Consider the following 26630-nt stretch of genomic DNA (forward strand, 5'->3'; position numbering starts at 1 on the left):
CAAAGCATTCCAAAAATAAAGCATAAAAAAATACCACAAAAATGATTGTACCAGAAAAGTATATCCAAGAAGAAGAAAGAATTAAATTATTGGAATCCTATTCTATTCTAGATACCCTTCCAGAAGCAGACTATGATAATTTGACCTTGATAGCATCGCAAATATGTGGAACTCCAATAGCTCTTATCACTTTTGTTGATGAAGAACGCCAATGGTTTAAATCGCATGCAGGATTAGATATTTCAGAAACTCCAAGAGATTATTCTTTTTGTGCGTATGCAATCAATGACCCCAAAAATGTTTTCATTATTCCGGATGCAAGAAATGATATTCGTTTTCATGATAATCCAATAGTTGCCGGCCAACCCAACGTGATTTTTTATGCCGGTGTACCTTTGACAAATGAAGATGGATTGCCACTTGGAACCATATGTGTAATTGATCACAAGCCAAAAATTTTGACTCCTGCTCAAATTGGTTCGTTAAAAGCACTTTCTGAACAGACGATGAAATTATTGGAACTGAGGTTGAATAAATTGCAATTAGAAAAAACAATGGAAGCCTTGGGAAAAAAGAATCTGGAACTGGAACGATTTGCTTACATCGCGGCGCATGATTTAAAATCTCCTTTGGCTAATATATCTGGGCTGACTGATTTTTTTATTGATAATTACAACGAAACAATTGATGAGGATGGAAAGGAAATTATTAATTTAATTAAAAGTTCTTCGGCTAAGTTAAGAGAGATGATTGACAGCTTGTTAGCGTACAGCAAGTCAAATGTGATAGAGAAAGAAAACAATAGTGAAGTAGAAATTGCTGTTTTAGAAAAAGAACTTTCGAACCTTTTTATTTTCAAAAACAACTGTTCTATTACTTTCAAATCGAATGTAAGCTCTGTGTACACCAATAAAACTGCGATTGAGCAAATATTGATTAATCTCGTTACAAATGCTATAAAGTATAACGATAAAGAAAATATTGAGATTGAAATTGAAATAATTGAAGAAAATGACTTTTATAAAATTGCCGTTAGCGATAACGGACCGGGAATTTTAAAAGAATATCATAAAGTTATTTTTGAAATATTTGAAGTAGTTTCAACAGTAGATCGATACGGTGTAAAAGGAAACGGAATAGGCTTAGCTACGGTAAAAAAGATAGTGGAAGCTTTAGACGGAACTATCGATATTGAGTCTGAAATGGGAAAAGGATCAAAATTTAAATTCACATTAGGTCGCGAAAAAGAATTAGTAGTCTAGGTTTTTCTATTTAGAGAAACTATTTTGATACTAAATCACAATACCAAAATCCAAAATCAAATGCATCAGGAGCACTGGTATCACAAGCGGTATCAGAGGAATCTTCCTTTTCTGGTTTTTCATATTTTCGGTACACGATTTCTCCAATTTCAAAATCAATTGGTTTCGAAAAAATAGGACCATCAAATGTGAAGGTATGGAATTCGCCGTTTTCACCACAAACATCAACATTTTTAGGCAAATCGTTTATGAAATCCTGGTCAATCACACGACCAACAAAGCTTTTATCCAAGAATCGTTCGTTGACACAAACCACAATTGTTTTAAATCCTAAACTGATAAATTCTTGAATGAGTTCGTGAGTTGGGATTTTCCAAAGCGGAAAAACACCTTGAAAACCTATTTCGGCTAATTTGTCTTCGCGGTATTTACGCAAATCTTCGAGAAAAATATCCCCAAAAATAGAATGGGTTACGCCTTGTTTTTTTAGTGTAGCCAATGTTTCGCGCATCGCATTTTCGTAAACTTCCATGGTGGGCATTTCGGGAATTTGCATGATTTCAAGCGGTAATCCAATGCTTTCAGCTTGTTGTTGCAATAATTCAACTCTAACACCATGCATAGAAATACGTTGGTATTGTTGGTTTACGCTGGTCAGCAAACAGGCAATTTCAATTTCAGGATTTTGTAGTGTTTTATATAAGGCCAGCGCAGAATCTTTTCCGCTGCTCCAATTAAATAAGGCTTTCGTTTTCAATGTAATTTTCTTGTAATTTTCTGGAGGTAAACTTACAAAATTAGTCGGATTAGTTTGGTAAACCTTTGTAACTTTGGGAATCTTAGCTAATCATTTTAAATGCCATTATTTAAAAATAGATATCAAACCGAATCAAATCGATTAAAAAATTGGGACTATTCCAGTGAAGCTATCTATTTCATTACGTTAGTTGCCCAAAACAGAGAATGTATTTTTGGTGCGATTGATGACAATAAAATGATATTAAACGACAACGGGAAAATAATTGAAACGGAATTATTGAAATCAATTACAATTAGGGAACGTTGGTTTTTCCATAATTGGGTTATTATGCCCAATCATATTCATTTGTTAGTTGAAATTATTTCATCATCCGAAGTAGAGACGCACTGCAGTGCGTCTCTACCTTGTGCTTCTCTACAATTGGAATCGGAATCCCATTCGGAATCAAAACCACAAAAATTATCACGAAAGCCCAATTCCATTTCATCGTTTGTTGCGATTTTTAAATCGGTTACAACCAAACAAATAAATGTAATTATGAATTACGATGCCAATACCATTTGGCAATCAAATTATCATGATCATATTGTCCGAAATTATAATTCATTCGATACCATATATCATTACATAAAAAATAATCCAAAAAATTGGAATACAGATTCCATAAATTCAAGTTCAGAATGAAATACTTATTCTTTTTTATTTCCACGTTCTCATTTGCCCAACAAACCCAATTTGTTGATTTTAAATCGGTTTTGGGAAAAATTACCATAAATCCGATTGAAAAAATAGTTTCAGGAGATGTCGATTATGATTTTGATGTTTTGAAATCCATAGACACGATTAAAATTGATGCTCAAAATATGGAATTTTCGGATTTAAAACTCAACGGAAAATCCATTAAATTTCTCAATACACAAAAACAATTACAAATCATTTTTCCGTTTAAAAAAGGGAAAAATAACTTGACTTTTCAATATTTGGCAAAGCCAAGGCAGACTATGTATTTCATTGGTTCAGAAGCAAATGACAATATACAAATTTGGACACAGGGACAGGGAAAATATACTAGTCATTGGTTTCCGAGTTTTGATGATGTGAATGAAAAAGTAATTTTCAATTTGAATATTGTATACAATAAAGACTATCAGGTAATTTCAAATGGAGTGTTGAAATTTAAGTCAGGACTTGATGGACTTTCGGTTTGGCAATACCAAATGCAAAAACCGATGAGTTCTTATTTATTGATGCTCGCCATCGGAAAATTTGAAAAAAACATTCAAAAATCAAAGTCCGGAATTCCTTTAGAAATGTACTTGGAAGCAAAAGACGCAACTAAATTTGAATCAACATACCGCGATTCAAAAAGAATGTTTGATTTTTTAGAAAAGGAAATAGGAGTGAAGTTTCCTTGGGGAATTTACAAACAAGCGCCTGTTCGGGATTTCTTGTATGCCGGAATGGAGAATACATCGGCAACGCTTTTCAACACCCGTTATGTGGTCGATTCAACAGGTTTTGAGGACAGAAGTTACACAAATGTCAATGCGCATGAATTAGCACATCAATGGTTTGGAAATTTAGTCACCGCCGAAAGTGGAAAACACCATTGGTTGCAGGAAGGTTTTGCTACGTATTATGCATTGCTAGCCGAAAAGGAAATCTATGGAGAAGATTATTTTTATTCGAAATTATACGAATCCGCGCAACAATTGAAATTTGCTTCCCGAACAGATACGATTCCCGTTTTGAATGCCAAAGCCAGTTCGTTGACTTTCTATCAAAAAGGCGCTTGGGCACTTTTTGTTTTGCACAAAGAAATAGGCGATAAAGCGTTTAAAAAAGCGGTAAAAAACTATTTGAAAAAACATGCGTTTCAGAGTGTAAATACGGAAGATTTCTTTGCAGAAATCAAAAAAGTATCGGATTATGATTTGGATAATTTCAGTAAAGTATGGCTTGAAAAAACTGTTTTTAATACATTGCAAGCCAATAGTTTATTGCTTAAAAATAAATCAATTCAAGTGTTGTTTGAAGTGGATAAATTAAAGAACCAACCGTTATCAGAGAAAAAAGAATTTTTTGAAAAAACACTCCAATCTGATGTGCATTTTTCGGTAAAAGAAGCAATTGTAAACCAATTGAAAAATGAAAAATGGGAAGATGTAACGAGCCTTTTTATTTTAGCTTTAGAAACTAAAAACATACAATTGCGTCAAACGGTTGCAGCATCATTAAATGAAATTCCGGAAAGTTTTAGAGTCCAATATGAAACTTTATTAGAGGACAAATCCTATCAAACACAAGAAATGGCGCTGTATAATTTATGGAATAATTTTCCGGAGCAACGCATTCAATATTTAGATAAATCAAAAACCTGGATGGGTTTTAATGATTACAATTTAAGGACATTGTGGCTGACACTCGCTTTATCAACACCCAATTATGTTGAAGAAAAGATTGCCTTGGTAAATGAATTAATACAGTATTCGTCAATTAATTACGAAGCAAATACCAGACAAAATGCTTTGGAAAAATTGCTTTCTTTCAAAATAATAAATGATGTTGTTTTGGAGAATTTGGTCAACGCAACCACACATCACATGTGGCAATTCTCGAAATTTGGAAGAGATAACATTAGAAAATTATTAAAAAATCCGGAAATGAGAGTTTCATTGGAAAGAATTATTCCGAATTTAAATGAAGCCGAGCAATTTCAGTTGAACCGATTGTTGAAAGAATAATTAAATATCTACCACAATTGACCCACTTCATTTTTGATGTATGCCAATGCTGCATTACTTGGTGATTGCTTTTCCATCAAATCGCTTAAAACTACTTCACGCAATTTATCGGCATTGTCCACACGATCACTCATATTCGCTTTTCGAATCATTTGTATTGTAGTATTTTTTGCAGTGACAATGATAGTCCAACATTCATCTGACATATAGATTTGTTGGGTTAAATTGTGCTCAAATTCTTGTTCGATTTGTGAAATTATCAGATTTTCGTAATCGTTTTTATCGTTAGAGATTGGCGCAATCCGAATCAATAATTTAGTTGGATTGATGCGTTCCATGTATAATGACATGCGCTCATACGCTTGTAAACGCAGGGGTAAAGCATTTTTTTGTGCTTCTTTGTTGAGTAAATAACGCCGTCTTCCTTCTTCATTTTTGGTATGTAAATCAAAAAAATAATAGGCAACAAGACCCGTAACTATTGCCGGTAACGTATAACTTAGTAATTCTATAATTTTTGTAGTATCCATGCTTTGATAAAATTTATAAAAGCAAAAATATACTTTTTTGACTATAAATCAATTCCATTTTAATAGCAATACATCAATACGAATAGTATTTTTGCCAATCACTACGGGAATATTAAAAATAATAGTTAAATGGAAACCTACATATTAGTTTTACTTTGTTTGGCTGCTTTCGCTGCAGGATTTATAGATGCCATTGTTGGTGGCGGCGGTTTGATACAAACACCTATGGGTTTGATTTTATTGCCTAATCTTCCAGTTTCAACCGTAATTGGAACCTTGAAAGTTCCTGCATTCAGTGGAACTTCGTTTGCTGCATATCAGTATCTTAAAAAAGTGGATATGAACTGGAAATTGCTGGCTATCATGATGCTTTTGGCATTTCCTTCGGCATTTTTAGGCTCTACTTTGTTGACATATGTTAGCAATGATTTCATGAAACCATTATTGTTGGTCGTTCTTTCTTTTTTAGTGATTTACACGTACGCCAAGAAAAATTTTGGACAACATATTGAAAAGAATCATTCTTCGAGAACCCAAATATGGAATGCGATTGGAATCAGTTTTGTAGTTGGTTTATATGATGGATTTATTGGCCCGGGAACAGGAAGTTTTTTGGTTGTAGCTTTTATAGCCATTATGGGATTTGATTTTTTGCATGCTTCCGCAAATGCCAAAATGGTGAATCTGTCGACTAACTTTGGTTCTATTTGCCTTTTCATTTTAAAAGGTAAAATAATTTGGGCAGTTGCATTGCCTATGGCTGCAAGTAATGCTCTTGGCGGTTGGATTGGTGCTAAATTAGCCATTAATAAAGGAAACAGTTTTATTCGGATTTTCTTTTTGGTAGTTGTTGTTGGTACTCTAATTCGTTTTGCGTACGATGTGTTTTTTAAAGATTAGCAACTTTGATAATGACTTTATAGCAAGTGAATTTTTGGTTAAATCAGAACTCATTATGATTGTAATTTAAACCTGTTTTCTAAATCTTAAATTCTTATTTTTGCATAATAAATTTAAATTTCTCCATGCATAAATATATCGATCAACTCAACGAAGCCCAACGTGAACCTGTTCTTCAAAAAGACGGGCCAATGATTATCATTGCTGGTGCGGGCTCTGGGAAAACGCGTGTGTTGACTATTAGAATTGCTTATTTGATGAATCAGGGCGTTGATGCCTTTAATATTTTATCGCTTACGTTTACCAACAAAGCGGCACGGGAAATGAAAACCCGAATCTCCCAAATTGTTGGAGCAAGTGAGGCCAAAAATCTTTGGATGGGAACATTTCACTCGGTTTTCGCCAGAATTTTACGTTCCGAAGCCGATCATTTGGGATATCCTTCGAATTTTACGATTTATGATTCCCAAGATTCATTGCGTTGTATTTCCGGGATTATCAAAGAAATGCAATTGGACAGGGATGTGTATAAACCAAAACAGGTTTTAAGCAGAATTTCCAGTTATAAAAACAGCTTGATTACGGTAAAAGCCTATTTCAATAATCCCGAATTACAAGAAGCCGATGCAATGGCTAAAAAGCCAAGATTAGGAGAAATTTATCAAAATTATGTTGATAAATGCTTTAAATCCGGCGCGATGGATTTTGATGATTTATTATTGAAAACCAATGAATTATTGACTCGCTTTCCGGAAGTTTTAGCCAAATATCAAAACCGTTTCCGTTATATATTGGTAGATGAGTACCAAGATACGAATCACTCTCAATATTTGATTGTTCGTGCTTTATCGGATAAATTCCAAAATATTTGTGTGGTGGGTGATGATGCACAAAGTATTTATGCGTTTCGTGGTGCGAATATCAACAACATTTTGAATTTCCAGAAAGATTATGAAGGTGTGAAAACCTTCAGATTGGAGCAAAATTACCGTTCGACAAAAAATATAGTGGAAGCCGCAAATACTATTATCGATAAGAATAAAGTAAAGCTGGATAAAATAGTTTGGACTGCCAATGATTTTGGTCCAAAAATAAAAGTGCACCGCAGCATGACTGATGCAGAAGAAGGGCGTTTTGTTGCCAGTACTATTTTCGAACAAAAGATGCAAAACCAGCTTAGTAACGGCTCTTTTGCAATTTTATATCGTACCAATGCACAATCCCGTGCGATGGAAGATGCCCTTAGAAAAAGAGATATTCCGTATCGAATTTATGGTGGTTTGTCTTTTTATCAAAGGAAAGAAATCAAGGATGTATTGTGTTACTTGCGATTGGTTATCAATCCAAAAGATGAAGAAGCTTTGGTTCGCGTAATCAATTATCCGGCTCGAGGAATTGGAGATACAACTGTTGAAAAGCTTACGATTGCAGCAAATCACTACAAACGTTCCATCTGGGAAGTGATGCAGAATATTGATAAGATTGACTTAAAACTGAATTCGGGAACCAAACAAAAACTGCAGGATTTTGTGACGATGATTCAAAGTTTTCAGGTTATTGATCAAAATCAAGATGCATTTTATATCACCGATCACGTTGCGAAAAAAACGGGATTGGTTCAAGAATTAAAGAAAGATGCCACTCCGGAAGGAATGGCCAAAATTCAAAATATTGAGGAATTATTAAACGGTATCAAGGATTTCACCGAAGGGCAAAAAGAAATTGATGGGGCTCGTGGCGCCTTGTCTGAGTTTATGGAAGATGTGGCTTTGGCAACAGATTTAGATAAAGATACCAGTGATGAAGATCGTGTGGCTTTGATGACGATTCACTTGGCAAAAGGATTGGAATTTCCTCATGTTTTCGTAGTAGGAATGGAAGAAGATTTGTTTCCGAGTGCGATGAGTATGAGTACAAGAAGTGAACTCGAAGAAGAACGTCGTTTGTTCTATGTGGCTTTGACTCGTGCGGAGCATCAAGCCTATTTGACGTATGCACAATCGCGTTATCGTTGGGGAAAATTGACTGATAGCGAACCTTCCCGATTTATTGAGGAAATTGATGCACAGTATTTAGAATATCTAACTCCGGCTGAATCAAATTATAGGTATAAACCAATGATTGACAGTGATATTTTTGGAGATGTGGATAAATCCAAATTACGTCTGGCAAAACCAGCCAACGGAACTCCACCAGTCAAATATAATAATGATAATGAACCCAAATCGGATATAAATATTCGCAAGTTGAAACCTGTATCCAATACTGCAACTTCAAGCGGTAGTGCGAATTTGTTTGATAATAAATTGGTTGCCGGAAATATTGTAATGCACGAACGTTTTGGTAAAGGTGAAGTTTTAAACCTTGAAGGAGTGGGAGCAGATAAAAAAGCCGAAATCAAATTTGAGGTTGGTGGAATAAAGAAATTATTGTTACGCTTTGCAAAACTGGATATTATTGGATAGCACCAAGTGGTCAGTTTTTCAGTGTTCAGTGACAGTTTGAGTAAATCTAAAATCAGATGACTGAAGTTTTAAATCAGGAAATCAAAAATCGTTAATCAAAAATCTTAAATCTGATGGCTCAATTTATAAAAATATACGAAGATAAACCTAACGAAGCGGCAATTGCCAAAGTAGTTAAGGTTTTAAAAGATGGAGGATTGGTAATTTATCCAACGGATACTGTTTATGGTTTGGGTTGTGATATTACCAATACCAAAGCTTTGGAACGCATTGCAAAGATTAAAGGAATAAAGCTGGATAAAGCTAATTTTTCCTTTATCTGTCACGATTTGAGTAATATATCCGATTATGTAAGGCAAATTGACACACCTACTTTTAAACTATTAAAAAGAGCTTTGCCAGGACCTTACACGTTTATTTTACCCGGAAATAATAATTTACCAAAGGAGTTCAAAAAGAAAACTACTGTTGGAATCAGGGTTCCTGATAATGCGATAGCTATAGAAATTGTGAAGCAGTTAGGGAATCCAATTGTTTCTACTTCTATTCACGATGATGATGATGTGATTGAATATACGACTGATCCGGAACTTATTTTTGAGAAATGGCAAAACCTAGTCGATATGGTTGTTGATGGCGGTTATGGTGATAATATGGGATCAACAATTATTGATTTATCGGGAGATGAACCTATTGTAGTGAGAGAAGGTAAAGGAAGTTTGGATATTCTTTAATTAGTATTCAGTCCCTAAGAGTCGGGATTAGTGTTCCGTAAAAACCATAAAAAAACGTCCCGATATTCGGGACGTTTTTTAGTTCAAATATAATCTGAAATTATGGTCTTTGTTTTTTCATCTCTTTTTCAATCATGTCATAAAACTGATCGATTTTAGGTAAAACAACAATACGTGTTCTTCTGTTACGAGCTCTGTTTTCAGCTGAATCATTTGCTACTAAAGGAATGTATGAACTTCTTCCTGCTGCAATCAATTGTTCTGGTTTAACACCTAATTGAGTTGTTAATACACGAATGATAGAAGTAGAACGTTTCACACTTAAATCCCAGTTGTCTAATAAAATACCCGAACCATTATAAGGAACATTATCAGTATGACCTTCAACCATACATTCAAAATCCGGTTTATCATTTACTACTTTAGCCACTTTAGCTAAAACACCTTTTGCTTTATCAGTTACATCGTAGCTTCCTGTTTTAAACAACAATTTGTCAGCAATAGATATAAATACAACTCCTTTTTCAACATTTATTTCGATATCTGGATCAGAGATTCCTACAGCGCTTTTCAAACTAGTAACTACAGCAAGTGTTACACTGTCTTTCTTAGTCAAAGCATCTTGCATTCTGCTGATTTTTAAATCTTTCTCTTTGATAGATTCTAAAGCTTTTTCAATATTTTCAGCTCCTTTTGTAGACAAGATAGTCATGTCTTTAGAAGTGCTTATTAATCCTTGGTTTTGCTCTTTTAAAAGAGATGCAGTAGCTGAAAGTGCTGCTTTTTCTTCTAAACAAGCATTCAATTTTACTGTTGCAGTATTTAATAAGTCTTGAGTTTCTTTATTTCTAGCTTCTAAATCAGTGTATTTCTTTTTAGAAACACATGAAGTCAATAGCGCTAAAACAGATAAGGCAATTACTATTTTTTTCATAAATGGTATTAATTTAATTAAATGTTAAAGACAAATTTACTTTTTTATATTTATTTTGTTCTAAATAAATCGTTAAAAACGACGATTTTCTTAATAAAATAGATGTAAACGATACTTTTTGTGTTGTAGTATCTTTGTTCTTGAAATTTAGTTCTTTTTTTATAATGATCTAAAAAAAGTTTGTAAAAAGAAAAATGTGCTTTTAAAATGGCAATAAAATGATTGAATTTTCCTTTCATAAGAAATTGTATTCCAGCAATTCCATCCAGAACCATTCGACCTAAAAGAATTGAATACAATTTATTTTTAGGAAGGTTTTTTGTCAGCATCAATAAGGAATTTCTGAAATTCAAAAACGTTTTCTTTGGGTTTCCCTGCTGTAAAGTTGCTCCTCCTACATGATACACAACCGATTCTGAAATGTATTTTATTTTATATCCTTTATTGAAGGCACGCCAACATAAATCGATTTCTTCCTGATGTGCAAAAAAAACATCATCAAAACCATTTAGTTCTTTATAAACGGCGCTTCTAATAAAAAAACAAGCTCCTGTTGCCCAAAATATTTCGCAGTTGTCATCGTATTGTCCGTTGTCTTTTTCTAAAGTATCAAAAATACGACCGCGACAATACGGATATCCATATTGATCTATAAAACCACCGGCAGCACCAGCATATTCAAAGTATTCCTTATTTTTGAAATCCAATATTTTAGGCTGAATTATAGCAGTATTTGGCTCATTCTCGAAAGTTTTAAGAATGGGTTGCAACCAATTTTCGGTTACTTCAATATCCGAGTTTATCAAGGCATATATATCAGCCTCAATATGTTTTAAAGCTTGATTGTATCCATCTGCAAATCCTAAATTAGTGTCGTTTTTTACAATTTTAACCGAAGGAAAAAAAGCTTTCACATAGGTAACAGAATCATCTGTAGAAGCATTATCCGCAACATATACGGTGGCTTCTGGAGAATATTTCAACACCGAAGGTAAAAATTTTTCTAACAATGAAATTCCATTCCAATTCAGGATGACAACAGCTATTTTCATTTAGATTACTTGATTATATATTTTTATACATTGGCAACTCGGGGAGGAATTGATATTTTTCATTTTCAAAATCCATTTGGCAAAAGTAATGATTCAAACCATTGGTTACCATCAAAAATTGTGCATTCATAGTCATGTTATAACGGGCGATTTGATCAAAACTCGCTTGTGCAATTTTTACTTCAGGGGCTTTACATTCGATTAAAATGAAAATGGAACCATCAGAATTGAAAACCACAACATCGTATCTTTTGCGCAAGCCATTGACTTTTAAAACTTTCTCTACGTTAATCAATGATTTTGGGTATTTTTTTTCTTCCAATAAAAATTGGACTACATGCTGACGAACCCATTCTTCGGGAGTAAGAATGATAAATTTTTTCCTGATTTCATCAAAAATGGAGACTTTATTTTCGCTATTTTTGAAACGAAAATTATAAAGCTGAAAATTGAGTTTTTGCATGAAGCAAAAATAGTTATTTAGTTTAAAGTTTAAGATTTAAAGTTTCACACGATGCTATAAATTTTAAACGTTAAACTTTAAACCAAAAATAAATGGACGAGGTTATAAAAATTGTAAATGATATAAAAAGCGGTAACATCAAACCAATTTATTTTTTGATGGGTGAAGAACCGTATTATATTGATAAACTTTCGGATTATATTGAAGAAAAAGTCTTATCCGAAGAGGAAAAAGGCTTCAATCAAACCGTTTTATACGGAAGAGACGTTTCTATAGAAGATATTATTTCCACAGCAAAACGTTATCCTATGATGGCAGAGCGTCAAGTAGTCATCGTAAAAGAAGCACAGGATTTAATCAGAACCATAGATAAACTGGAAAGCTACGCTGAAAACCCAATGGCAACAACGGTTTTAGTTTTTTGTTATAAATACAAAACGTTGGATAAGCGCAAAAAAGTAACTAAGTTGTTAGCGAAAAACGGTATTGTCTACGAAAGTAAAAAACTATATGAAAACCAAGTAGGAGAGTGGATCAAACGTGTTTTATCAGGTAAAAAATATTCGATTGAGCCTAAAGCAAATGCCATGCTGGTAGAATTTCTTGGAACAGATTTGAGTAAAATAAACAATGAACTGGAAAAATTACAAATCATTTTGCCGGTTGGAAGTACCATCACTCCCAAGCATATTGAGGAAAATATAGGGTTCAGTAAAGATTTTAATGTGTTTGAATTGCGAAAAGCACTTGGTGAACGCAACCAGCTAAAAGCCTATACGATTGCAGAAAATTTTGCACAAAATCCAAAAGACAATCCAATGGTGGTAACTACAAGTTTGGTTTTTGGATTTTTTATCCAATTACTGAAATACCACGGTTTGAAGGACAGAAATCCCAAAAATGTGTCGGCTGTATTAGGCGTAAATCCATTCTTTTTGAAAGAATATGATGTGGCTTTGAAAAACTATCCGATGAAAAAAGTAAGTCAAATTGTTGGTGCTTTAAGAGATATTGATGTAAAAAGTAAAGGTGTTGGCGCTAATGCAATGTCACAATCCGATTTGTTACGAGAAATGCTTTATAAAATATTTAATTAAAGGACAAAAATTTCCGATATTTGCACTCCCGTTCCGAGACTTCGGAATCGGTTTATTAAAAACAAATACCACAATTATGGGAATGAATAAAAACACTATTTTAGGTTGGGCTACTTTGATAATGATTGTAATGGGTTTATTGCTTATTGCATTAGGCGCTTTTAGATATGATGATGTAGCAGGCTGGGGATTTGCAGCTGTAGGTGTTGGTTTTTTGGCTAATGCTTGGGTGTTTAGTTCGCTTAAAGGCAGACTGTAGTAGTTGTTTTAAATGTAGATTCGAGACCGAAAGTGAAAATTGATAATGTAATTTTAAATTTTAAATTAAAAAATAAAGATGGCAGACGATAAAAAAGTGATATTCTCAATGTCAAAATTGAGTAAAACGTATCAAGGAGCAGATAAACCAGTACTTAAAAACATCTATTTGAGTTTCTTTTACGGAGCTAAAATTGGTATTTTAGGTTTAAATGGTTCCGGAAAATCTTCCTTATTAAAAATTATTGCGGGTGTTGATAAAAACTATCAAGGCGATGTGGTTTTTGCACCCGGTTATACGGTAGGTTATTTAGAACAAGAACCTATTTTAGACGACAGTAAAACGGTTATTGAAATTGTAAGAGAAGGTGTTGCTGAAACAATGGCTGTTCTAGACGAATTCAATAAAATCAATGATAGTTTTGGTTTGCCTGAAGTCTATGAAAATGCCGAAAAAATGGAGCAATTGATGGATCGTCAAGCGCTTTTGCAAGATAAAATTGATGCATTGGGTGCTTGGGAAATTGATACCAAACTAGAAATTGCCATGGATGCTTTGCGTACTCCGGAAGGTGATACACCAATCAAGAATTTATCTGGTGGTGAGCGTCGTCGTGTAGCTTTATGTCGTTTGTTGTTGCAACAACCTGACGTATTACTTCTGGATGAGCCTACGAATCACTTGGATGCAGAGAGTGTACTTTGGTTAGAACAACATTTAGCACAATACGCCGGAACTGTAATTGCAGTAACGCACGATAGGTATTTCTTGGATAATGTTGCCGGTTGGATTTTGGAATTAGACAGAGGTGAAGGAATTCCTTGGAAAGGGAATTATTCTTCTTGGTTAGACCAAAAATCAAGCCGTATGGCACTAGAAGAAAAAGTAGCTTCGAAACGCAGAAAAAACTTAGAACGTGAGTTGGACTGGGTTCGTCAAGGTGCCAAAGGACGTCAAACGAAACAAAAAGCGCGTTTGCAGAACTACGATAAATTATTGAATGAAGACCAAAAACAATTGGATGAAAATTTGGAAATTTATATTCCAAATGGTCCACGTTTAGGAACGAATGTAATTGAAGCCAAAAATGTAGCTAAAGCTTTTGGAGATAAATTACTGTATGATAATTTAAATTTCACGTTACCACAAGCAGGAATTGTTGGGATTATTGGACCAAATGGTGCTGGTAAATCAACCATTTTCAAAATGATCATGGGTGAAGAGAAACCAGATTCAGGAGAGTTCTTAATTGGGGATACTGTAAAAATCGCTTATGTAGATCAAGCGCACTCCAACATAGATCCTAATAAATCAATTTGGGAAAACTTCGCTGACGGTCAGGAATTGATTATGATGGGCGGAAAACAAGTAAATTCAAGAGCTTATTTATCACGATTTAATTTTGGTGGTGGAGAACAAAACAAGAAAGTTTCGATGCTTTCGGGTGGAGAACGTAACCGTTTGCACCTTGCGATGACTTTGAAAGAAGAAGGAAACGTACTTTTACTGGATGAGCCAACGAATGATTTGGATATTAACACGCTTCGTGCATTAGAAGAAGGTTTGGAGAGTTTTGCAGGTTGTGCGGTAGTTATTTCTCACGACAGATGGTTCTTAGACAGAATTTGTACCCACATTCTAGCTTTCGAAGGAAACTCTGAAGTATATTATTTTGAAGGTGGTTTCTCTGATTATGAGGAAAACAAGAAAAAACGTTTAGGTGGTGATTTAACTCCAAAACGATTGAAATACAGAAAGTTAATTAGAAGCTAATTCATTCTAATTGTCTTAATAATAGAAGAGGATGTCCACTGGGCATCCTCTTTTATTTGTGCTATTTTTTTATTTTTTTGTCGGAATTCATCATAATTAAAACTGCGGCAACCAGTCCTATGATTACTAAACCAAATACGACAATCATTATAAAGGAACCGTTATCCCAAGAAAAAAGTGTAGTGTCTTTCATGATTAATTAAATTTAAGATTGTCCAAATATATTATTCTTGCAAAATAAAAGGTATGATAATTATCATATTGGTCATTTATTCTAAAAACTTAGCTTGGAGCTCTTTTGTGGGAATCAGGCAAGTTTCCTTTTTTCCATACCATTTGTAACGATTCTTAGCAATATAATCGTAAATATGGTTATTTAGTGAAGTGGGTAATATTGAAAATAAAGTACCAAAATAAAATACTCCACCTAAATCTTTTGCAATCTCTAAAGCTGCTTCGGATTTATAATAGTAGGCAAAACCGGGCTGATACAGAATAATACTATCCGTTTTTTGTGTATCAATTCCCAAGTGTTTAATGATTTTTTGACCTAAATCAGATTGTAAGGCAACGAACCTGAAAACATCTTTTGAATCATGCTTAATGATTCTTTGCACTGCCGAATCACACAGATTGCAAACGCCATCAAAGAGGATAATTTTTTTGTTTTTAGGAATATTGAGCATAATTTATAATTTAAAATTAAACATTTAAAATTATTAACGGAGTTGAAATTTATTTTCGTCTGAACACTCCTTACTTTTTCCCCGCTTCAACAAATTCAAGTGCTTCCAGACTTACTTTTGAAGTAAATACACCATAGTTTACCGTTGCTTTGTTTTTTTCAATAGAATCAATCGTTCCCACCGCTTTTCCGTCAAACATTCGCACGCGATCACCTACTTTTAGGATAGGTTTTGGTTTCTCAATCACCACTTTTAATTTCTTCTCTTTCTTTTCTTTTCTGATTTCTTCAACCTGAACGGTCACTTCTTGAATGACTTCTTTTTTCTTTTCAATCAGTGCTTTTGCCTCTTTGGTTGTAGCTTTTTTGCGTTTTGAATTTTCGATTTCAATGATTTTCAAAAATTCTCCAAGGAGTTCTTTCTTGTTCTTATTATTGAAATATTTCTCCGAAATGTCTTCAATTTTTTGACCAATGTAAATCGTTTTCTGGTTGCTGTCATACAATTCCTGATAGCTTTCCAGTTTTTGCTTGATTTTTACATTGATATTCTCCATTTTTTTGCCTTCTTCACGCGCTTTGGTTTCTTCTTCTTTCAGCGTTTGAGAAGTTTTTTCCATTTTGGAACGTTCTTTCTGAAGGGTTGCAATGGTTTTGTCGAAACGTACTTTTCCAACTTCAATTTTCTTTTTGGCACGATTGATTAAGCTGAAAGGAATTCCGTTTTTTAAAGCCACTTCAAAAGTGAATGAACTTCCGGCTTGTCCCAAAGCTAATTTATACATGGGTTCCAATGATTTTTCATCAAAAAGCATGTTGGCATTGGTGGCAAAAGGCAATTCGTTAGCCAGAATTTTTAGGTTTGAATAATGGGTTGTAATAATCCCAAAAGCTTCCCGATGGTAGAATTCCTCCAAGAAAATTTCGGCTAAAGCACCTCCTAATTCAGGGTCAGAACCCGTACCAAATTCATCAATAAGGAACATTGTTTTTCTATTGCACTTCTTTAGGAAGTAGTTCATGTTCTTTAATCGGTAACTGTATGTACTTAGATGATTTTCAATAGATTGGTTGTCTCCAATATCTGTTAAAATTCTATCAAACAAAAAAGTTTCACTGCGTTCATGTACTGGAATCAGCATCCCGGATTGTAACATTAATTGCAGCAATCCAACAGTTTTTAACGAAATGGTTTTTCCTCCGGCATTAGGACCAGAAATCACAATAATTCTGTTTTCCTGACCTAATTCAATGGTTTGCGGATGTGTAATTTCGTTTTTCTGTTTGTTATTCAAATACAGAATAGGATGGTAGGCATCTCTAAAATAAAGACGGCGTTCTTCTGTAATTGTTGGTAAAATCCCATTGATTTTATTTGCATATTTTGCTTTGGCGGCAATTACATCAATATCACTAAGGAAATCCTGGTATTTGATTAACAGCGGTAAAAAAGGACGAATCTGATTCGATAACTGTTTTAAAATTCGGGTGATTTCTTCTTTTTCTTCGTATTCAAGATTACTCAGTTCTCGAGAATATTGTAAAGTAGCTTCGGGTTCAATATAGGCGATACTTCCTGTTTTTGAACTGCCCAGAATCGATCCTTTTACTTTACGGCGATACATCGCTAAAACAGCCAAAACACGTCTGTTTTGCACAAAACTTTCTTTGATGTCGTCAAGATATCCCAGCGCATTGTATTGGGTCATTGCTGATCCAAAACTTTGGTTGACTTTCCCGCGAACTGCATTCATACTTCTGCGGATGTTCAATAAATCCGAGGAGGCATTGTCTTTTATTTCGCCATATTTATCGACTACTTCATCGACCATCGTGATAATTTCTTTAGTCAGTTCGACTTGGTTTGCTCTTGCGTTTAAATTTGGATAATAATCCTCAAATTTTCTCAAAAAACTCAACAGGAAATTTACCGTTGAAGAAATGGTAGCGATTTTTCTAAAACTGCCCACTTCCAAGAAACTGTCTTCAATGGCCAGGAATTTTATCTCATGCGTGATGGCGTCAAAACCATGATTGGGAATGGCATTGTTATTTTGGAAAGACGAAACATATTCAGATGTTTGCATTAAAGCCTGCATCAACGTTTCCTTGTCTTTAAAAGGAGTTATTTCTAGTGCTTTTTGTTTTCCAATGTCAGTATTACAAATTGTCGAAATGGTTTCGAGAACAGTTGGAAATTGTAAATCTTGTAATGTTTTTTCGGTGATGGATATCATTTTATGATCTAAGTTGTAAAGGTTCAAAGTTACAAAGATTCAAAGTGAAATGCATTAATTTTTTTAGCGGACTTTGCGAAAAAGTTTGCGAACTTTACGGCAAAATAAATTACATGCAAATCAATCTAAATCCCTCTTGGCAAACCATTTTATCGGATGAAATCAAGAAACCCTATTTTCAGGATTTAATGGAAACTGTTGCGGAGGAATACAAAAATCATACCTGTTACCCTCCCAAAGAATTGATTTTTGCTGCGTTTAACTATTGCAGTTTCAAAGATGTTAAAGTGGTAATCATTGGTCAAGATCCGTATCATGGGAAAGGTGAAGCGAATGGTTTGTGTTTCTCTGTAAATGATGGCGTTCGAATTCCTCCCTCGTTGCGTAATATTTATCGCGAAATGAGTGATGATTTGGAGACTATTTTTATGCCGACTTCAGGAAATTTAGAAGCTTGGGCAAAGCAGGGCGTTTTATTGTTGAATGCATCGCTGACGGTTAGAGAAGACAATGCGAATAGTCATAAACACTTGAAATGGAATCTTTTTACTGATGCTGTCATCCAAAAAATTTCGGAAGAAAAAGAGCATGTTGTTTTCTTGCTTTGGGGAAATTTTGCGCACAAAAAAGGACTAAAAATCGACCGAAACAAACATTTGGTTTTAGAGTCCGGGCATCCTTCGCCAATGAGTGCCAATCAAGGGAAATGGTTTGGGAATAAACATTTCAGTAAAACGAATGACTATTTAAAACAAAACGGATTAGAACCTATAAAGTGGTTGTAGTTTTTTAAGATTATCTTTTTCTAAATATCTTAACGGTTTTATTTTAAAGTACTGTTTCCTAAACTTTACTTTTGTTGGTATAAAAGAGAAATTATTTTTTTATAATATCTTCTAAGACAGCTTTATCAGCGTAATTAATCACTTTCAAAGTAACCTCTTGGTTTTTGATTGTTTTCCCTTCGATGATATACAGCTTTCCTTTTTTAAGTTCGATATTACTATTGTCAAAATCTACATCACCATATTGCAATGTATTTTTTATATCGGAAGTATCAATCCATTTTTCAGCCAAAATCTGAGATGCTTTATCCGAATAATGGAAGGGTTTGTTTCTTAAATCATTCAAGACTCTTGCATTTGGAAAATAGTTACAACGGGTGTCTTTACCACTGAAAACTAACGCTACAAAAAACAATCCGATAACTAAACCTACTAAATAATAAGCAAAACGATGTATAAACTTCATGAATTAAATTTTTGGCAAAGGTAGAAGAAAGTTTTCTTAAAAAACAATTAAATTAATGTCGTTGTTTGGCAAATCGAACCAATCGCCAATGGCACTATTTGTGAGGATTCCGTGGTACATATAAACACCATTTTTCAATCCTTTATCACAACGAATAGCGCTTTCGATACCGCCATCTGCAGCGATTTGCATCAAATAAGGCGTTATGATGTTGCTAATGGACAACGATGCTGTTTTAGAATATCTAGAAGGTATATTTGGTACGCAATAATGCAAGACATTGTTTTTGATGAACGTAGGTTTCTCGTGGGAAGTCACTTCTGAAGTTTCAAAACAACCGCCGGTATCAATGCTTACATCTACAATTACAGCACCGCTTTTCATGTGCTCCACCATGGTTTCCGTAACAATCACGGGACAACGTTCTTTTCCTCGCATGGCGCCAATAGCGACATCACATCGTCTTAATGCTTTCAGTAAAGATTTTGGTTGTATGGTAGAAGTAAAAATACGCTGATTCAAATTGTTCTGCAAACGGCGTAATTTGGTAATAGAATTATCAAAAACTTTGACATTGGCACCTAAACCAATAGCTGTTTTAGCGGCAAATTCTCCAACAGTTCCTGCGCCAAGAATTACAACATCGGTAGGAGGAACGCCTGTAATATTCCCGAATAAAAGTCCTTTTCCGAATTCATTGGTAATCATCAACTCGGCAGCAATTAGAATCGATGCAATTCCGGCAATTTCGCTTAACGCTTTCACTGCAGGATAGGTGCCATCTTCATCTTTTATGTATTCAAAAGCCAGTGCGGTAATTTTCTTTTTGGTCAAAGCCTCAAAATAGACTTTCTTTCGTGTTTTCAGTTGAATTGCTGAGAGCAGAATCGTTTGAGGATTCATCATTTCAATTTCTGCAAGCGTTGCTGGTTCTACTTTCAAGATCATCGGACAACTAAAAACTTTCTTCGTATCACTGGTAACTTCGGCACCGGCATCACAATATTCTTTATCTGTATAACTGGAATTTAATCCAGCGCCAGCCTCAATCATCACCCGATGGCCATGATAGGTCAGCGAGTTTACAGCGTCTGGAGTAAGACAGATACGGCGTTCCTGATAACTGGTTTCCTTTGGGATTCCTATAAAAAGCTCGCTTTTTTTTCTTGCTACCTCAAGTTTTTCTTCTTGGGGTAATAGCTGTTGTTTTGTGAATGGCGTTATAGTAATTGACATTGATGTTGTTAAATTAAGGGTACAATTTACGTAAAAACTTTTAAAAAAAGTGCACTATTTACGGGGATAAATACTGGTAAACTTACATCTGAAATTAGTGCATGATTCTTTCCATTTTTATATCGGCTCTTTCATAAACGCCACCTTCCAAAGGTACTTCTACAAAACCAAATTTTTCATACAAATGAATAGCCGGCAGTAATCTCCTGTTCGAATATAAAATCAGCTTTTCAATTCCTTTTGCTTCAGCAACGGCAAGGCAATGCAGCATCAGTTTTTTTCCAACGCCTAAGCCCTGAACGCCATCTGTTACTGCCATTTTGCTCAATTCATAGGTCGTGCTATCAATTTTCATTAAGGAAACTGTACCTACGATAGCATCATTGTATTTAGCATAAAAAATCATTCCGCCTTTGTCTATAATTTGACCTTGCGGATCCGAAAGTACAATTTCGTCTTTGGGTTCTACCTTGAAATATTTTTTCAACCATTCCAGGTTTAAGGTTTTTATAGGTTCTTTTAGTGCGGTTGAAAAAGGAATGATTTCTACTGTATTGTCTAAACTCATAATTACTTTTAACTTAAGGTTAAAGAACGCTTTCCGTCAGGAAGCAATGAAATAGTTATAACCGAATGTGTTTCAGGAATCAAATTTGGAATCTTCTCTGCCCATTCTATAAAACACCAATTCCCGGAATACAAGTAATCATCAACACCCATATCCAAAGCTTCTGTTTCATAATTTAATCTATAAAAATCAAAATGATAAACCAGCTGATTGTCATCGGCTTCATATTCATTAACTAAAGAAAAAGTTGGACTGCTCGTCGCGCCGGTTACACCAAGTGTTTTGCACAATTGCTTGATCAAAGTGGTTTTCCCAACGCCCATTTCACCATGAAACAGAATCACTTTTTTTGGGTTTTCGACTATAATTTTTTGTGCCACTTCTTCGAGTTGGTCGATAGAAAAAATGATATTCATTCTTTTAAAATTGTTTAAAATTTAAAGTTTAAGGTTCTACCAAAAAACTGAAAACTGAGACTGACTACTTTTTTATTTCGGATTAAAAACTAAAAACGGAATAATCATTTCTTCCAATGAAATTCCACCATGCTGATACGTATTTTTGTAATAACTTACATAATGATTGTAGTTGTTGACATACGCCAAAAACAAATCATTTTTTGCAAAAATATAAGAACTGCTCATATTTATGGTAGGCAAACCTACATTTTTTGGTTCTTTTACCGCATAAACATCTTTGTGTTCGTAAGTCAAACTACGTCCGGTCTTGTAACGTAAATTCAAACTGGTGTTTTTGTCACCCACCACTTTCGAAGGATTTTTTACGTTAATCGTTCCGTGATCGGTAGTTAAAATCAATTTGAAACCCATTTTTTGAGCTTGTTGAATGATTTCCAAAAGCGGGGAATTTTTAAACCAACTCAACGTAAGCGAACGATACGCTTTATCATCAGAGGCCAGTTCTTTTACCACATCCATCTCTGTTTTGGCATGCGAAAGCATATCCACAAAGTTGTAAACTATGGTAACCAAATCATTATCTTTTAAGGCTTTAAAGCTTTCGGCTAATTTTTTTCCGCCTGCAAGACTGGTTATTTTAAAATAATCTTCCTTGATATTCAAACCCAATCGTTTCAATTGTGCTGTCAAAAATTCGGCTTCAAAAAGATTTTTCCCACCTTCTTCCGGGTCATTTTTCCAGTATTGAGGGAACTGTTTTTCCATTTCCAATGGTGTCAAACCTGAGAAAATTGCGTTTCTCGCATATTGCGTCGCCGTAGGAAGAATAGAGTAGTAGGGCACTTCTTTTTCCAGTTTATAGTAATTTCCTACTACGCTTTCAAAGGCTTTCCATTGGTCATAACGCAGGTTGTCAATCACTACAAACAAAATAGGCTTGTCTTTTTTCTTAAGTTCTGGAAGTACTAATTCTTTGAATAACGTGTGCGATTGAACCGGTTTATCCGCTTTTGGTGCAAACCAATCCTCATAATTGCGCTCAATGAATTTTCCAAATTGTGAATTGGCTTCTGTTTTTTGGGATTCCAAAATTTCAACCATACCCTGATCGTCGATATTCTCTAATTCAAGTTCCCAAAAAATCAATTTCTTATACAACTCAATCCAGTCTTCATAGGAATTTACCATCGCCATTTCCATGGTAATTTTTCTAAATTCTTTCTGATAATCCAGCGTTGTTTTTTGCGAAATCAATCGGGAATGATCCAGATTTTTCTTCAAGCTCAACAAAATCTGGTTCGGATTCACGGGTTTGATCAAATAATCGGCAATTTTAGAACCTATGGCTTCCTCCATAATGTATTCTTCCTCGCTTTTAGTAATCATAATCATGGGAACCGAAGATTTTTTCTCCTTCATTTCTGATAAGGTTTCCAAGCCGCTCATTCCGGGCATATTTTCATCTAAGAAAACAATATCAAAATTGTTTTCCTCAAAAATTGTAATCGCGTCAAGCCCATTGTTACAAGTCGTTACCTCGTAATTTTTCTTTTCCAGAAATAAGATATGTGGTTTCAAAAGGTCGATTTCATCATCTACCCAAAGTATTTTTATTTTATCCATAATTGTATAAACAAGTGTTCTAAAGTACTATTTAAAGTGCCAAATTACATTTTTTTGCAACGGCTACCTGCTAATATTATGATAATTTTTTAACATACTTACGCTACATTTTATAAAACTGCAATTCGCATTCGTTCTGTATTAGGTTTGTTCTTGGGCGTGACCCATCCTGCGTAAACTCCGTCCGGGTCGGGCTGTACGCTGTATCTTTCCTTTTTAAAGAAAAAAGGAAAGGATGCCGCTTCCATCCCTCACGCACTTGCGAGAATGATTGGGGCTTATTACTATATTTTGATTGGAAAAGTTCTCAGAAAACAAAACTAGATTGTATTATTTGTAATGAATTTATTATATATTTGAAAATAACAAAAATCTGATGTTATCAGCTAAATTAGGGTAGATTTGGATGATTCATGCCTATTAATAAGTTAGCAATTAATTGCTCTAAAATCCTACTAATAACCATTTTTTTATGAATTCAGAACAAAAACAAAGAGTAGTTTTTTATTCAAAAGAAGATATGTCAGCTTCAAATAACTTAAAAAGGGCAGAAGAACTTCTTGATAATTATACTTCAAATGAAACCTTTTCAATAAATGACTTATTAGAAATTTATAATATAAAATTGTACTTCGAAAACGACTTATATTTTCTTAACTGGACAGAAGAAGTTAAATCAAAATATAACAGAATAATTGAAGTTAATTGGAAGTTTTTAAAAGAAAGACTAATTAAAATTGAAGACAGTGATATCGAAAGTATCATAAATGATTTGGTATATGATTTTAAAAAAGATTTTTGGAATTTACTTAACCAATTAAGTTCATTTAAGAAAATAAGTAATTCAAAATTTGAAGAGATATTAAATAACTTCAACCATCATATTAATTACATTCTACTGCAAAAAGGGATAGTAGAAAATTTCGATAAGCAAATAAGAAATTTTTTAATTGTTTATGACAAGACGGCTGAAATATTATTGTCAAAATTAGAAGAAAAACACCGTTTAAAAGAAACTCCTAAATTTATCTTTCCTAAAAGTCTAACTTTAATAGACAAAGAGAATATAATAAATGCATATCTTGAAAACAAAGAGGCAAATCTAAATTATGTAAGGTTAATAGAAAATTGTAAAGACTCAAATGAACTTAAACTTTCTGCAAAAACACGATTAAAAGCAAAGAAAAAATCAAAAGAATTAAACAGCCAAATCATTGAAAACGGTACTACTTGGAGTATTAAAGTTCAGGTGTCGTTATGCAAGGATCAATTAGAGCCTGTTAAATTTATTAATAATGAGAGAGGATTAGAAGCTATTTATAGTGAAAGTTTTTTAGACTATTTGGAATATGATGTTCCATTATTTCTTGTTTTTAAAAAACTCTTTGGATATGTCGATGATAGAAATCTCATATCATTAGTAAATAAAAATATTGAATTGGATGTTTTAGAAACAATATTCATGAAATCTAAAAATGCCTATGAAACTGGGGAAGTATTTACAAAAAAAGATTTTTTATCTAGTTTACAATTAATAATTTTTGAAGAATATTTAAAGCGTAAAAATAACTCAATAGAGAATCTAATCAGCTCTTTTATTGAATATTTGAATGATTATATTGCTCCAAATAAATTAATTTTTAACATTCAAAATTCAGAAATTAGTTATGTTGAAAAAATAAGAAATCTTGCTCCTGAATATGATTTCCTTTTAAAACAGTATCAAACATTTGTAGATGAAGGAGAAATTGATATTGAGTTAGTTCAAATAAATTCAACACCCATTAGATTTAGTGAAATCCATAGTCAATCCGATAAAAAATACATTTATATTCAAGACAATCTTGTTTTAAGATTAAAGTATTTGTTTTATTCAAATCAAAGTCACTTGCATTACGTTGAACCTTATAACAGCAAATACAATAATTTGTATGATTTGTTAATTAACGAGAATGTAAAAATTGATGCTTTTAAAAACTATCAACAAGATGAAATTAGCAAACTAATCAATGAAGGTTATTTAAAAATTGATGAGCAAGAAAATGTTATAATAAATACACAAATCTTAATTTATATAGTTGGGGAGTTACATAGAAACGAAGTAGTAAGCTATTGGAACTATGATGAAATCATTAGGAATGAATTAGATAAAATGATTGAAAATAAATTAGTTAAGATGGAAAACACATTGTTAACTATAAAAGAAAAAAACTATTTCAATTATTTTCTAAACAAGAAAGAATTTACAAATGGCTTAGATTTACGAAACAAGTATTTGCACGGAACTAATTCGTTCTCTGAAATTGAGCATAAAAGCGATTACTATACTTTATTAAAAATAATTATATTAACTCTTTTTAAAATTGAAGATGACATTTTAATCAATAAAAATATTCTTTGATAGCGCGAGCATCCAGTTGTGATCGCAAACAAAATTGGATGGAATTACTATAAAAAATGTATCAATCGGAACGACTAAAAAACTAGAAATATCCTACTATTTAAAGCGATAAACAGAATTGAGTAAAAATAAGAATAATATTTTATGACCCAAATTGACACCACCATTTTAAAACCAAAACAACATTTTGAAATCCTTGATGGGTTAAGAGGAATAGCAGCTTTGTCCATTGTACTTTTTCATTTTATGGAAATCGTTTATCAACCCAGCAAAAATTTCATTGCGCATGGTTTTCTTGCGGTTGACTTTTTCTTTTGTTTATCCGGATTTGTGATTGCTTATGCCTATCATCAGGAGCGTATTGAAAAGATGGGAATTGCAGCGTTTTTTAAAACAAGGCTCATCCGATTGCATCCTTTGGTTGTTTTTGGTTCGGTTCTGGGTTTGTTGGCTTTTCTTTTTGATCCTTTTAGCAGTCATCCTGAAACCTACGAAACGGGTAAATTGATTCTGATATTTCTGGCTTCCGTATTCCTTGTTCCTTTTCCAGTAATGCCAGACCGATATTTCAACTTGTTTGGTTTAAATGCTCCAGCTTGGTCTTTGTTTTGGGAATATGTTGCCAACATTCTGTATGCACTTTTTCTGTACAAATTGAGCCGTCGTTCGCTGTTTTTGTTAACTATTTTGGCTGGGGCAGGACTCTGTTTTGTCAGTTACCGTACGGGAGGTTCCTTGCTAGGTGGATGGAATGGAGAAACCTTTTGGGATGGCGCTGCCCGTATTTCGTATTCTTTTTTAGTTGGGATGTTGATTTTTCGTTCCAATTGGATTATTAAATCAAAAATCGGTTTCATCAGTCTATCTGTATTACTAATGTTGGCCTTTTTAATACCTTTTACGGAATGGAACTGGTTTACTGAACCTTTGGTGGTCTTGTTCTATTTTCCGTTATTGATTGCATTGGGAGCCGGAGCTACGCTAACGGAAGGATTTAGAAAACTGTGCATCTTCTCCGGAAAAATATCGTATCCTTTATACATGACGCATTATGCAGTGATGTGGCTATTCGCAAACTATTATACAACGTACAAACCAGAAACGACTGAGCTATTTTTTATCATCTCAATAGGAACACTATTGTTGGTTGGCTTCGCTTATTTAACAATGGTTTTTTATGATATTCCAATCCGAAAGTATTTAACGGATAGGACAAAGAAGGTTTAATTTAAAAATG

The 26630-nt window shown here is 33.8% G+C and carries 26 protein-coding genes; 12 read left to right on the forward strand and 14 right to left on the reverse strand.

Annotation, left to right across the window (positions count from 1 at the left end; translation table 11 throughout):
* Positions 1-41: 41 nt before the first annotated feature.
* Positions 42-1262, forward strand: a complete 1221-nt coding sequence (locus tag Q1W72_RS16715; RefSeq protein WP_302136567.1) for an ATP-binding protein — start codon at positions 42-44, stop codon at positions 1260-1262.
* Positions 1263-1281: 19 nt separating this feature from the next.
* On the opposite strand, the gene Q1W72_RS16720 is transcribed toward Q1W72_RS16715, so the two are convergent.
* Entirely contained in the window at positions 1282-2019 is a 738-nt protein-coding gene (locus tag Q1W72_RS16720) for a diphthine--ammonia ligase (protein WP_302136569.1), read from the reverse strand.
* Positions 2020-2118: 99 nt separating this feature from the next.
* Between Q1W72_RS16720 and Q1W72_RS16725 the strand changes: the two genes are divergently transcribed.
* On the forward strand, positions 2119-2706 hold the full coding sequence (locus Q1W72_RS16725) for a transposase (RefSeq protein WP_302136571.1): 588 nt from the start codon (positions 2119-2121) through the stop codon (positions 2704-2706).
* A complete protein-coding gene (locus tag Q1W72_RS16730; RefSeq protein WP_302136573.1) occupies positions 2703-4766 on the forward strand; it encodes a M1 family metallopeptidase in 2064 nt (687 codons plus the stop codon). Before Q1W72_RS16725 ends, Q1W72_RS16730 begins: the two co-directional genes overlap by 4 nt.
* An 8-nt stretch (positions 4767-4774) precedes the next feature.
* On the opposite strand, the gene Q1W72_RS16735 is transcribed toward Q1W72_RS16730, so the two are convergent.
* Positions 4775-5296 (reverse strand): hypothetical protein, encoded by a 522-nt coding sequence (locus Q1W72_RS16735; protein ID WP_302136575.1) that lies wholly within the window; start codon positions 5294-5296, stop codon positions 4775-4777.
* A gap of 129 nt (positions 5297-5425) precedes the next feature.
* Between Q1W72_RS16735 and Q1W72_RS16740 the strand changes: the two genes are divergently transcribed.
* From Q1W72_RS16740 to Q1W72_RS16750, 3 genes are all read left to right on the forward strand, one after another.
* On the forward strand, positions 5426-6196 hold the full coding sequence (locus tag Q1W72_RS16740) for a TSUP family transporter (protein ID WP_121342087.1): 771 nt from the start codon (positions 5426-5428) through the stop codon (positions 6194-6196).
* 125 nt (positions 6197-6321) lie between these two features.
* On the forward strand, positions 6322-8661 hold the full coding sequence (locus tag Q1W72_RS16745; protein ID WP_121342086.1) for an ATP-dependent helicase: 2340 nt from the start codon (positions 6322-6324) through the stop codon (positions 8659-8661).
* Positions 8662-8774: 113 nt separating this feature from the next.
* Complete coding sequence (locus tag Q1W72_RS16750; protein ID WP_099715459.1) at positions 8775-9395, forward strand: L-threonylcarbamoyladenylate synthase; 621 nt, start codon at positions 8775-8777, stop codon at positions 9393-9395.
* Positions 9396-9495: 100 nt separating this feature from the next.
* On the opposite strand, the gene Q1W72_RS16755 is transcribed toward Q1W72_RS16750, so the two are convergent.
* The 3 genes from Q1W72_RS16755 to Q1W72_RS16765 are packed head-to-tail and all read right to left on the reverse strand — an operon-like array spanning position 9496 to position 11844.
* Positions 9496-10329: an OmpA family protein gene (locus Q1W72_RS16755; protein WP_099715460.1), complete on the reverse strand. Its 834-nt coding sequence runs from the start codon at positions 10327-10329 to the stop codon at positions 9496-9498.
* 50 nt (positions 10330-10379) lie between these two features.
* The gene (locus tag Q1W72_RS16760; protein ID WP_302136580.1) at positions 10380-11381 is read right to left on the reverse strand and encodes a glycosyltransferase family 2 protein; all 1002 of its coding nucleotides are present in this window, start codon (positions 11379-11381) and stop codon (positions 10380-10382) included.
* A 13-nt stretch (positions 11382-11394) separates the two neighbouring features.
* Entirely contained in the window at positions 11395-11844 is a 450-nt protein-coding gene (locus tag Q1W72_RS16765) for a type I restriction enzyme HsdR N-terminal domain-containing protein (RefSeq protein WP_302136582.1), read from the reverse strand.
* Positions 11845-11936: 92 nt separating this feature from the next.
* On the opposite strand from Q1W72_RS16765, the gene holA reads away from it, so the two are divergent.
* The 3 genes from holA (at position 11937) to ettA (ending at position 14973) form a co-directional block, all read left to right on the forward strand.
* On the forward strand, positions 11937-12941 hold the full coding sequence (gene holA / locus Q1W72_RS16770) for a DNA polymerase III subunit delta (RefSeq protein WP_121342084.1): 1005 nt from the start codon (positions 11937-11939) through the stop codon (positions 12939-12941).
* A 76-nt stretch (positions 12942-13017) separates the two neighbouring features.
* Positions 13018-13200 carry a CAL67264 family membrane protein gene (locus Q1W72_RS16775; RefSeq protein WP_091169561.1) on the forward strand — a complete coding sequence of 61 codons (183 nt, stop codon included), beginning with the start codon at positions 13018-13020 and terminating at the stop codon, positions 13198-13200.
* Between the two features lie 78 nt (positions 13201-13278).
* Positions 13279-14973, forward strand: a complete 1695-nt coding sequence (gene ettA, locus Q1W72_RS16780; protein ID WP_099715464.1) for an energy-dependent translational throttle protein EttA — start codon at positions 13279-13281, stop codon at positions 14971-14973.
* A 61-nt stretch (positions 14974-15034) separates the two neighbouring features.
* Here ettA and Q1W72_RS16785 read toward each other — a convergent pair whose 3' ends face one another.
* The 3 genes from Q1W72_RS16785 to Q1W72_RS16795 all read right to left on the reverse strand — a co-directional run bounded on the left by Q1W72_RS16785 (position 15035) and on the right by Q1W72_RS16795 (position 17895).
* On the reverse strand, positions 15035-15166 hold the full coding sequence (locus Q1W72_RS16785; protein WP_255409051.1) for a hypothetical protein: 132 nt from the start codon (positions 15164-15166) through the stop codon (positions 15035-15037).
* Positions 15167-15242: 76 nt separating this feature from the next.
* A complete protein-coding gene (locus Q1W72_RS16790; protein ID WP_302136592.1) occupies positions 15243-15659 on the reverse strand; it encodes a thiol-disulfide oxidoreductase DCC family protein in 417 nt (138 codons plus the stop codon).
* A 70-nt stretch (positions 15660-15729) separates the two neighbouring features.
* On the reverse strand, positions 15730-17895 hold the full coding sequence (locus tag Q1W72_RS16795) for a DNA mismatch repair protein MutS (RefSeq protein WP_302136594.1): 2166 nt from the start codon (positions 17893-17895) through the stop codon (positions 15730-15732).
* A gap of 113 nt (positions 17896-18008) precedes the next feature.
* On the opposite strand from Q1W72_RS16795, the gene ung reads away from it, so the two are divergent.
* Positions 18009-18680, forward strand: a complete 672-nt coding sequence (gene ung, locus Q1W72_RS16800; protein ID WP_302136595.1) for a uracil-DNA glycosylase — start codon at positions 18009-18011, stop codon at positions 18678-18680.
* A 91-nt stretch (positions 18681-18771) separates the two neighbouring features.
* On the opposite strand, the gene Q1W72_RS16805 is transcribed toward ung, so the two are convergent.
* The 6 genes from Q1W72_RS16805 to Q1W72_RS16830 all read right to left on the reverse strand — a co-directional run bounded on the left by Q1W72_RS16805 (position 18772) and on the right by Q1W72_RS16830 (position 23240).
* A complete protein-coding gene (locus Q1W72_RS16805; RefSeq protein WP_302136596.1) occupies positions 18772-19146 on the reverse strand; it encodes a DUF4258 domain-containing protein in 375 nt (124 codons plus the stop codon).
* A gap of 36 nt (positions 19147-19182) precedes the next feature.
* The gene (locus Q1W72_RS16810) at positions 19183-20382 is read right to left on the reverse strand and encodes an alanine dehydrogenase (protein ID WP_199074797.1); all 1200 of its coding nucleotides are present in this window, start codon (positions 20380-20382) and stop codon (positions 19183-19185) included.
* Between the two features lie 94 nt (positions 20383-20476).
* On the reverse strand, positions 20477-20950 hold the full coding sequence (locus tag Q1W72_RS16815; RefSeq protein WP_099715470.1) for a GNAT family N-acetyltransferase: 474 nt from the start codon (positions 20948-20950) through the stop codon (positions 20477-20479).
* Positions 20951-20958: 8 nt separating this feature from the next.
* Positions 20959-21366 carry a tRNA (adenosine(37)-N6)-threonylcarbamoyltransferase complex ATPase subunit type 1 TsaE gene (gene tsaE, locus Q1W72_RS16820; RefSeq protein ID WP_302136597.1) on the reverse strand — a complete coding sequence of 136 codons (408 nt, stop codon included), beginning with the start codon at positions 21364-21366 and terminating at the stop codon, positions 20959-20961.
* Between the two features lie 72 nt (positions 21367-21438).
* Positions 21439-22992, reverse strand: coding sequence for a response regulator (locus tag Q1W72_RS16825; RefSeq protein WP_121342078.1), 1554 nt, complete (start codon positions 22990-22992; stop codon positions 21439-21441).
* Between the two features lie 110 nt (positions 22993-23102).
* Positions 23103-23240 carry a hypothetical protein gene (locus tag Q1W72_RS16830; RefSeq protein WP_302136599.1) on the reverse strand — a complete coding sequence of 46 codons (138 nt, stop codon included), beginning with the start codon at positions 23238-23240 and terminating at the stop codon, positions 23103-23105.
* Positions 23241-23464: 224 nt separating this feature from the next.
* Between Q1W72_RS16830 and Q1W72_RS16835 the strand changes: the two genes are divergently transcribed.
* Both Q1W72_RS16835 and Q1W72_RS16840 read left to right on the forward strand, forming a co-directional pair.
* Positions 23465-25393, forward strand: a complete 1929-nt coding sequence (locus Q1W72_RS16835; RefSeq protein ID WP_302136600.1) for a hypothetical protein — start codon at positions 23465-23467, stop codon at positions 25391-25393.
* A gap of 144 nt (positions 25394-25537) precedes the next feature.
* Positions 25538-26620, forward strand: a complete 1083-nt coding sequence (locus Q1W72_RS16840) for an acyltransferase (protein ID WP_302136602.1) — start codon at positions 25538-25540, stop codon at positions 26618-26620.
* The last annotated feature ends 10 nt before the right edge of the window (positions 26621-26630 follow it).

Origin of the sequence: Flavobacterium sp. ZE23DGlu08 (assembly GCF_030505335.1) — a bacterium.
Classification (GTDB): domain Bacteria; phylum Bacteroidota; class Bacteroidia; order Flavobacteriales; family Flavobacteriaceae; genus Flavobacterium; species Flavobacterium algoritolerans.

Excerpts from the sequence above, each read along its gene's own strand:
- Q1W72_RS16835 (WP_302136600.1), top strand. The coding sequence starts at position 23,465 with ATGAATTCAGAACAAAAACAAAGAGTAGTTTTTTATTCAAAAGAAGAT.
- Q1W72_RS16785 (WP_255409051.1), bottom strand. The coding sequence starts at position 15,166 with ATGAAAGACACTACACTTTTTTCTTGGGATAACGGTTCCTTTATAATG.
- Q1W72_RS16725 (WP_302136571.1), top strand. The coding sequence starts at position 2,119 with ATGCCATTATTTAAAAATAGATATCAAACCGAATCAAATCGATTAAAA.
- Q1W72_RS16735 (WP_302136575.1), bottom strand. The coding sequence starts at position 5,296 with ATGGATACTACAAAAATTATAGAATTACTAAGTTATACGTTACCGGCA.
- Q1W72_RS16730 (WP_302136573.1), top strand. The coding sequence starts at position 2,703 with ATGAAATACTTATTCTTTTTTATTTCCACGTTCTCATTTGCCCAACAA.
- Q1W72_RS16815 (WP_099715470.1), bottom strand. The coding sequence starts at position 20,950 with ATGAGTTTAGACAATACAGTAGAAATCATTCCTTTTTCAACCGCACTA.
- tsaE (WP_302136597.1), bottom strand. The coding sequence starts at position 21,366 with ATGAATATCATTTTTTCTATCGACCAACTCGAAGAAGTGGCACAAAAA.
- Q1W72_RS16745 (WP_121342086.1), top strand. The coding sequence starts at position 6,322 with ATGCATAAATATATCGATCAACTCAACGAAGCCCAACGTGAACCTGTT.
- Q1W72_RS16805 (WP_302136596.1), bottom strand. The coding sequence starts at position 19,146 with ATGAAGTTTATACATCGTTTTGCTTATTATTTAGTAGGTTTAGTTATC.
- Q1W72_RS16830 (WP_302136599.1), bottom strand. The coding sequence starts at position 23,240 with ATGGAAGCGGCATCCTTTCCTTTTTTCTTTAAAAAGGAAAGATACAGC.
- Q1W72_RS16775 (WP_091169561.1), top strand. The coding sequence starts at position 13,018 with ATGGGAATGAATAAAAACACTATTTTAGGTTGGGCTACTTTGATAATG.
- Q1W72_RS16755 (WP_099715460.1), bottom strand. The coding sequence starts at position 10,329 with ATGAAAAAAATAGTAATTGCCTTATCTGTTTTAGCGCTATTGACTTCA.
- ettA (WP_099715464.1), top strand. The coding sequence starts at position 13,279 with ATGGCAGACGATAAAAAAGTGATATTCTCAATGTCAAAATTGAGTAAA.
- Q1W72_RS16810 (WP_199074797.1), bottom strand. The coding sequence starts at position 20,382 with ATGTCAATTACTATAACGCCATTCACAAAACAACAGCTATTACCCCAA.
- holA (WP_121342084.1), top strand. The coding sequence starts at position 11,937 with ATGGACGAGGTTATAAAAATTGTAAATGATATAAAAAGCGGTAACATC.
- Q1W72_RS16795 (WP_302136594.1), bottom strand. The coding sequence starts at position 17,895 with ATGATATCCATCACCGAAAAAACATTACAAGATTTACAATTTCCAACT.
- Q1W72_RS16765 (WP_302136582.1), bottom strand. The coding sequence starts at position 11,844 with ATGCAAAAACTCAATTTTCAGCTTTATAATTTTCGTTTCAAAAATAGC.
- Q1W72_RS16840 (WP_302136602.1), top strand. The coding sequence starts at position 25,538 with ATGACCCAAATTGACACCACCATTTTAAAACCAAAACAACATTTTGAA.
- Q1W72_RS16740 (WP_121342087.1), top strand. The coding sequence starts at position 5,426 with ATGGAAACCTACATATTAGTTTTACTTTGTTTGGCTGCTTTCGCTGCA.
- Q1W72_RS16825 (WP_121342078.1), bottom strand. The coding sequence starts at position 22,992 with ATGGATAAAATAAAAATACTTTGGGTAGATGATGAAATCGACCTTTTG.
- Q1W72_RS16750 (WP_099715459.1), top strand. The coding sequence starts at position 8,775 with ATGGCTCAATTTATAAAAATATACGAAGATAAACCTAACGAAGCGGCA.
- Q1W72_RS16715 (WP_302136567.1), top strand. The coding sequence starts at position 42 with ATGATTGTACCAGAAAAGTATATCCAAGAAGAAGAAAGAATTAAATTA.
- ung (WP_302136595.1), top strand. The coding sequence starts at position 18,009 with ATGCAAATCAATCTAAATCCCTCTTGGCAAACCATTTTATCGGATGAA.
- Q1W72_RS16790 (WP_302136592.1), bottom strand. The coding sequence starts at position 15,659 with ATGCTCAATATTCCTAAAAACAAAAAAATTATCCTCTTTGATGGCGTT.
- Q1W72_RS16760 (WP_302136580.1), bottom strand. The coding sequence starts at position 11,381 with ATGAAAATAGCTGTTGTCATCCTGAATTGGAATGGAATTTCATTGTTA.